Origin of the sequence: Faecalibacillus faecis, assembly GCF_003024675.1 — a bacterium.
Taxonomy (GTDB): Bacteria; Bacillota_I; Bacilli_A; order Erysipelotrichales; family Coprobacillaceae; genus Faecalibacillus; species Faecalibacillus faecis.
Window position 1 is genome coordinate 1 of record NZ_PYLP01000038.1, and the last position, 6,871, is coordinate 6,871.

The 6,871-nt window shown below is 30.0% G+C and carries 9 protein-coding genes, 1 rRNA gene and 1 pseudogene; 2 read left to right on the plus strand and 9 right to left on the minus strand.

Going from position 1 to position 6,871, the window contains the following annotated elements:
- From C7U55_RS13150 to C7U55_RS13160, 4 genes are all read right to left on the minus strand, one after another.
- A 16S ribosomal RNA gene (locus C7U55_RS13150) occupies nucleotides 1-213 on the minus strand; the annotation flags it as partial.
- A gap of 181 nt (nucleotides 214-394) precedes the next feature.
- Nucleotides 395-517 (minus strand): hypothetical protein, encoded by a 123-nt coding sequence (locus tag C7U55_RS14155; RefSeq protein WP_275666269.1) that lies wholly within the window; start codon nucleotides 515-517, stop codon nucleotides 395-397.
- A gap of 54 nt (nucleotides 518-571) precedes the next feature.
- Nucleotides 572-934, minus strand: coding sequence for a putative quinol monooxygenase (locus C7U55_RS13155; RefSeq protein ID WP_106988935.1), 363 nt, complete (start codon nucleotides 932-934; stop codon nucleotides 572-574).
- Nucleotides 921-1,196: a hypothetical protein gene (locus C7U55_RS13160; protein WP_106988936.1), complete on the minus strand. Its 276-nt coding sequence runs from the start codon at nucleotides 1,194-1,196 to the stop codon at nucleotides 921-923. The genes C7U55_RS13155 and C7U55_RS13160 overlap by 14 nt, the downstream gene beginning before the upstream one ends.
- An 84-nt stretch (nucleotides 1,197-1,280) precedes the next feature.
- On the opposite strand from C7U55_RS13160, the gene C7U55_RS13165 reads away from it, so the two are divergent.
- Nucleotides 1,281-2,621, plus strand: coding sequence for an MATE family efflux transporter (locus tag C7U55_RS13165; protein WP_106988937.1), 1,341 nt, complete (start codon nucleotides 1,281-1,283; stop codon nucleotides 2,619-2,621).
- Nucleotides 2,622-2,830: 209 nt separating this feature from the next.
- Here C7U55_RS13165 and C7U55_RS13170 read toward each other — a convergent pair whose 3' ends face one another.
- The 5 genes from C7U55_RS13170 to rbr all read right to left on the minus strand — a co-directional run bounded on the left by C7U55_RS13170 (nucleotide 2,831) and on the right by rbr (nucleotide 6,190).
- The gene (locus C7U55_RS13170; protein WP_106988938.1) at nucleotides 2,831-3,073 is read right to left on the minus strand and encodes a DUF454 family protein; all 243 of its coding nucleotides are present in this window, start codon (nucleotides 3,071-3,073) and stop codon (nucleotides 2,831-2,833) included.
- A 94-nt stretch (nucleotides 3,074-3,167) separates the two neighbouring features.
- On the minus strand, nucleotides 3,168-3,797 hold the full coding sequence (locus C7U55_RS13175; RefSeq protein ID WP_106988939.1) for an HAD family hydrolase: 630 nt from the start codon (nucleotides 3,795-3,797) through the stop codon (nucleotides 3,168-3,170).
- Entirely contained in the window at nucleotides 3,784-4,767 is a 984-nt protein-coding gene (locus C7U55_RS13180; RefSeq protein WP_162297465.1) for an ROK family protein, read from the minus strand. Before C7U55_RS13180 ends, C7U55_RS13175 begins: the two co-directional genes overlap by 14 nt.
- A gap of 59 nt (nucleotides 4,768-4,826) precedes the next feature.
- A complete protein-coding gene (locus tag C7U55_RS13185) occupies nucleotides 4,827-5,357 on the minus strand; it encodes a methylated-DNA--[protein]-cysteine S-methyltransferase (protein ID WP_106988941.1) in 531 nt (176 codons plus the stop codon).
- A 293-nt stretch (nucleotides 5,358-5,650) separates the two neighbouring features.
- A complete protein-coding gene (gene rbr / locus C7U55_RS13190; protein WP_106988942.1) occupies nucleotides 5,651-6,190 on the minus strand; it encodes a rubrerythrin in 540 nt (179 codons plus the stop codon).
- Nucleotides 6,191-6,683: 493 nt separating this feature from the next.
- On the opposite strand from rbr, the pseudogene C7U55_RS13195 reads away from it, so the two are divergent.
- Nucleotides 6,684-6,871 (plus strand): annotated as a pseudogene (locus C7U55_RS13195) (IS1634 family transposase); the annotation flags it as partial.

Consider the following 6,871-nt stretch of genomic DNA (forward strand, 5'->3'; position numbering starts at 1 on the left):
CCTATGCCGTAGCATATTTCATATCATCTCCATGCGGTTATGACACCTATGCGGTCTTAGCTATCGTTTCCAACAGTTATCCCCCTGTAAAGGCCAGGTTACTTATGTATTACTCACCCGTTCGCCACTCTTCACATATGTGAAGCGTTCGACTTGCATGTATTAGGCACGCCGCCAGCGTTCATCCTGAGCCAGGATCAAACTCTCCATTGTCCTTCTATCTCTTCAGACAACTTTGGTCTGTTTAGCTCTTTTTTCTTTTAAACTTAAATTGACGTTGTGTTTTATTCTTTCCTGTTCAGTTTTCAATGTCCTCTCACTCGTCTCTCTCGTCGAGTGCTCATTTATACTACCATCCATTTCTCCTTTTGTAAAGCTTTTTCTCTATCTTTTTTTATCTTTTTTCCTGTTCCCTTCCTTTTTCCCCTCTGTATCGATGTTTTTTATCCCTCTCTTTTTTTACCTTTTTTTCTTTTTTGACTAATATATACTGTGCTTTTACACTAAAAAAGGCCATTTAGTGGCCTTCCTTCAAACTGTTAACAAATAAAATGTTAATAGTCTGAAGGACCTATTTCCTCAATAGGCCCTTTTTTTGAACAAACTTTTGATCTTCTTTTGGTATTCCTGTTTCATCTAAAAAATAGCGTTCAACTTTCATATGTAGATGATATTTGATTCTTAGTTCCATTATTTGACCCATGATGTTAGAAGAATGATGTAAATCAATTGCTTCTTGATTATCCCAACTATCCACTAATAAAACCGTACCTTCATCTTCTACTGAAAAGAAATATTCATAACGTCTATTTCCTTTTTCTTTTCTAATTTCATCAACAAGACCACTTGTTAACATCTCTTTGACAAAAGCTTTTGCACTTCCATTTTCTCCAGTATAGTAAATATGAACAGTAATTGCGTTATTCTTTTTCAAGACTTGATTTCAAATTTTCAATACGTTGATTGATTTCATCAATCTTTTGAACAACTGGAGCAGCTTTTTCATCAAAGACATTGTCCTTATTTAAAACTTCATAATACAACTTTCCTAATTCAATGAATTGATCATCCAAATCAGCTTCTGCACTTTTAATACTTACTTTTGTTTTTGCAGTATCTGCAAGTTCAGAAGATTTTTCAATTGTTTTTTCCGTAAACTTTGCTACTTTCTTTGTTAAATCATCAAATAATGCCATACTTTTCCCTTCTTTCTTTCCATAATTTTATCATATTGACCTTTATAATTAAATATTTATAATTAAGACTGTTTGGAGGTATTTATGAATCAACGATTAGAAAATGAAAAAGTGTCATCACTTTTATTCTCGCTCGCTTTACCATCTATTTTGGCACAGCTTGCAACGCTTATTTATAATATGGTTGATCGTATTTATATTGGTAGACTTCCCGATGGTGGTTTATCCATTGCGGGAATTGGTTTATGTACATCAATTATTACAATCATTACTGCTTTTAGTAATCTTTTTGGCCGAGGTGGTGCTCCACTCGCCTCTATTAAATTAGGAGAAAAGAATCCCAAAGAAGCTGAAAGAATTTTAGGAAATGCTTTTAGTAGTTTAATTTTAACCTCGCTTATCATTATGTTCTGTCTTTTTGTTTGGGGTGATAAAATTCTTATTCTTTTTGGAGCAAGTCAAAAAACACTTCCTTATGCTTTATCTTATTTAAGAATTTATGCAGTTGGAACTGTGTTTATCCAATTAACAGTCGGTCTTAATTATTTTATCAACACTCAAGGTTATGCAAAGTTTGGCATGATGACTTTACTTATTGGTGGTATTTTAAATATTATTTTAGATCCTATCTTTATCTATGTTTTACATATGAATGTTGCTGGCGCTGCCCTTGCAACCATTATTTCACAATTCGTCTCATGTATTTGGGTGTTATCTTTTTTATTTGGTAAAAAGACAATTATAAAAATAAGAAAAGAATATCTTTTATTTGATAAAAATATTATGAAAAAGATATTAGGTTTAGGTTTTACTCCTTTCTTTATGTCATCAACAGAAGGAATTTTACAAGTAGCCTTTAATAGACAGCTTCTTCTTTATGGTGGAGATTTATCGGTAAGTGCTATGACAATACTTCTTTCAATGTCACAAATCCTATCTCTTCCTATGGAAGGAATTGCCCAAGGAGCACAACCTATTATTAGTTACAATTTTGGCGCAAAAAAATATAATCGTGTAAAAGAGACTATTAAAATTACGATCAAAGTAGCTTTAACCTATTCAATTATTGGTGTTTTACTAATGGAAGCATTCCCTCAAGTGTTTGTTTCCTTATTTGCTAATAATACTCAGTTAATTCAACTTTCTTATCAATTATTAAGAATCTATATCTTTGGCTTTATTATCATGGGTGCTTTCTCTACTTTCCAACAAACCTATAATGCATTAGGTTGTGGAAAAAATGCATTTTTCTTTGCATTCTTTAGAAAAATCATTTTATTAATTCCTTTGATTTATCTGTTACCATTTATTTTACCAAGTTATGGAGTTTATGCTGTTGTTCTAGCAGAACCGATTTCAGATTTAATGACAACAATTCTTAATGGTATTTATTTCAAGCATTTTGTGAAAAAAACACTCGCTTAAAAAAGAGGATACAAAAGCCTCTTTTACTCTAATTAAAAATATCTTGATTTTATTGATAACAAACAAATTGTCGCTATTTTTGATTTACCAGAAAACGTAAAAATAATGGTTAAAGAAAACATGCCTTTATATCATTGGCATCTTATAAAAAAAAAGAAGCTTACTTCTTTATTACAAAAAAATTTTATAGAAATACTAAAAAGCGAGTACTAACCAAGTATTCGCTTTAATAATTTCGATTTTTCTATAAATTTTTGACAATGCTTTTTATAAAGGGCATGTTGTTTTACCCAATCTCTAATACGATTTGATGATTTCATTAAACAAATTGCTCCAATAATAAAGAATGGAACTTGAGGAGCAACTGGAAGCAATAAACCAACGAATCCTAATAAAATAAAGAATAATCCAATAATAAATAAAACACTTTGGTAGATGTAACGTAACTTCATAGATGCCTCCTTTTGTTAAAAAAAGCATAAAAAAGTTATATGAACAAGCCGTGAACTATTTCTAAAGAAAAACTAAATAATTCTAAAAGAAAAATTATTTTTTTAATAATCGTAATAATTCCTTTGGTTGTTTGAAAGCCAAAGTGGCTGATATTTCTTGCGTAGCGACACTACCCCATCTTGCAAGACCAAAATCAATGTGTGCATTTTTAGATGCTTCATAATCCGAATGTGCATCTCCAATATAAATGACTTCTTCAGGTTTTAAATTTAATTTTTCAATACATTTTAATAATGGTTCCGGATGAGGTTTATGAAAAGTAGTATCATCTTCTAAAATAACAGCTTCCATGTATTGATCAATTCCTTTAGAAACAATATCAATTTCATATTGTTCTCTAACTTTAGAAGAGACAATTGCTTGTTTTATTTTTTTGTTTTTAAATGTTTCTAAAACTTCTTCAAATCCTTCAAATAAAGTAGCTCCCTCTTCATAGTCATTAACATATTGCACCCATCTAGCATAGGTTTTTTCTTGATCTTTAACACCTAATTCTTCCATGACCTTCATGCCTGGATAGGCTGCAAATTTTAAAACCTGTTCAAAAGTCCAATCTTCTCCTTTTTCTTCTTTAATAATTTTCATAAGGGGATACATATTCATTTTTAAAGTATCTAAAAGTGTACCATCAATATCATAAATAATCGCTTTATATTTTTTCATCTCTTTCAATCCTTTCTTTTAATAAATAAACAATACCTCGATAAGCCAATCCCTCAAATAACATTGAAGAAATATCTTTATGAAAATAAAGATTTTTAAAACAATTTTTATCTATTTTATTTAATATATTTTTAATAATCTTTTCTTCATAATTCCATTTTAAATCTAATGAGAGTTCTAAACGCGTTGGATCAAGCATTGTAAAAATCATACTTACCAATAACCCCAGAAGTTCATTAAATTCATCTTGACTTTGACATTCACGAATGCGTTGATTAATCGTGTTTCCTTTAAAAGATATCAAGCCTATTTCACCCATGATTCCAGTATTTCCATATAGCGGTTCATCTTTATAAAAATAAGAGCTTCCTATTCCCACCGCATTTATATATAGATAGTAAGTAGCATCTTGTTGATACGTAAAATAACATCCTTGATGAATCATCTTGACATCATTTTGGAGTTGAATTGGCAGATCTATTTCTTTTTTGATATCTTTCATCCAATGGTGTTTTTTTAGAATATTTTGATGATCAGTAACGTATTCATCTTCATAGACAATTCCTTCAACCGCTATTTGACAACAATGAACTTCATTTTTATCTACTAATTGTCTTATTATTTTTTTTAACTCTTCTTCCTCTTGATAAAATAATGTATCTTCTTTTTTTATTTCACTAAAACTTCTTACTTGATAAATGACTTTGTCCACTTGAATATAAAGACATAGAATTAAATAATTCTTTTCATTTAATGCAAAACGTGTTGGACATCTTCCGCCACTTGAAAAGTCGTTTCCTATTTCTTGAATCAATTGTTTTTCTTGAAGTATTCTTACCATATTACGAATACTTGGTTGAGATAATTGGAGATTTTCTACTAATTCATTCATTGTTGAACTATTATGAAGATAGAGATATTTTAAAATAGCTAATAAATGTTTTTTCTTTGTTTCTTTTAATGCATTCATTATTCTCACCCTTACTTTTATTATACTATAATAAAAGTAAAATAAAAGAAAAACCAGAATCATCTGGCTTTAGGTTTAAAATAACGTGTCATATCCACACCTTCATGTTTTAATAAAGCAATTTTTTTATCAATACCACCTGCATATCCTGTTAAACTGCCACTTGTACCAACGACACGATGACACGGAATGATGATTGAAATAGGATTATGACCTACCGCATTTCCTACGGCTTGTCCTGACATTTTTTCTTTATGAAGTTTTTGAGCTACAACTTTAGCAATCTTTCCATAAGTTGTGACTTCACCATAAGGTATTTCACAAAGAAGATTCCACACTTCTTGTCTAAAAAGACTTCCTTGTGGTTTTAAAGAAAGCCCTTTAATATTTGGTTTTTCTCCTTTAAAATAACGCTCTAACCAACTTTTGGTTTCTTGGAGTATTTCTATTTGATCGTTAATGATGGGCTCTTCTTTTAATGTTGCCTGAAAATATTTTTGTCCTTCAAGCCACAATCCTATTAAATTTTCTTCATCACTTACTAAATATAAAATTCCTAAGGGTGATTTATATGTTGTTTTATAATACATAATCTTTTCTCCTAAATGTCTTGTAAATTATTTTGACGATGATTAAAAAGGTGTTTTTGATAGTGTTTTGGTGTAATGCTCATTCTTTTATGGTAATACAGCAAATTAAATGCTTTCTAACATAAATAGCCTAAAGATAAAACATATTTATAACATTTATTCACTTTCATCTGCCTTTCTTTGACAGCTATTATTATACGAATAAATATTTTTATTTATGAAAAGAGCACAAAAAAACTTAAAAAATATTCTTATATAAAAATATTAAAAAAGATGCCAAAGCACCTTTCTTATTAATAATTTTCTGCATGAATTTCAAAGTATGCTTGTGGATGATTACATACTGGACAAACATCAGGTGCTTTTTCCCCAACAACGATATGTCCACAGTTACGACATTCCCAAACCTTTACTTCACTTTTAGCGAAAACTTCTTGCATTTCTACATTATGCAATAATGCTCTATAACGTTCTTCATGATGTTTTTCGATTTCTCCCACCATACGGAATTTAGCTGCAAGTTCTGGGAATCCTTCTTCTTCTGCAGTTTTTGCAAAACCTTCATACATATCTGTCCATTCGTAGTTTTCACCTTCAGCTGCTGCCACTAAATTTTCAGCCGTATTTCCAATACCGTTTAATTCTTTAAACCACATTTTAGCATGTTCTTTTTCATTATCTGCTGTTTTTAAGAATAAAGATGAAATTTGTTCAAAACCTTCTTTTTTTGCTTTTGAAGCAAAGTACGTATATTTATTTCTTGCTTGTGATTCTCCTGAAAAAGCTTCCATTAAGTTCTTTTCTGTTTGTGTTCCTGCATATTTATTAGCCATGTGTATTTCCTCCTTTTATCCCTTGTTAGGAATAATTCCTATTTATATTTTAATCTTTATTCTTTCTTTTGTCAATTAAAAAAGGAGAAAGAAAATTTCTCCTCCTATCACTAACATGATCGCAATAGAAAATGAACTCATATATGGAGAGGGATTAGTGATAGACACATTTCTATGTGCATTTTAATCATACTCTCTTTTAGAATCAGCTTTTTATTTTGGAACAAATTGGTCTTATTTGTATCTTCTTATTATACTATCTCTTGGATTATCTAAATGATATTCTTTAGCTCACTTTCTAAAATGTCGATTAATATATTGATTAAGTTTCCGTCTTTAGAAGTTATCACTATATTTTTTAGAACTACATTTAAACCATTTTTTTCAATATGTCGATTTTATCGGCTTTTTTTATACTTTTAATTTTTTTATATTATTTTTTATGTTATAATTTATATAGTGATAGTAGTGATATATTATTGGAGGTGTTTCTATGGCTTTTTTCCTTAAAAAATCTACTCTTAAAGGTCGTACCTATCTTTCCATCGTTGAAAGTTATTACTCCCCTCAAAAGCATGGTGGTGCCCATCGCACCCATAAGTCACTTGCTTCTGTTGAAACTTGGAAAGCCAAAGGTATCGATGATCCTATTGCCTATTTTCAAAAAGAAGTGGATGAACT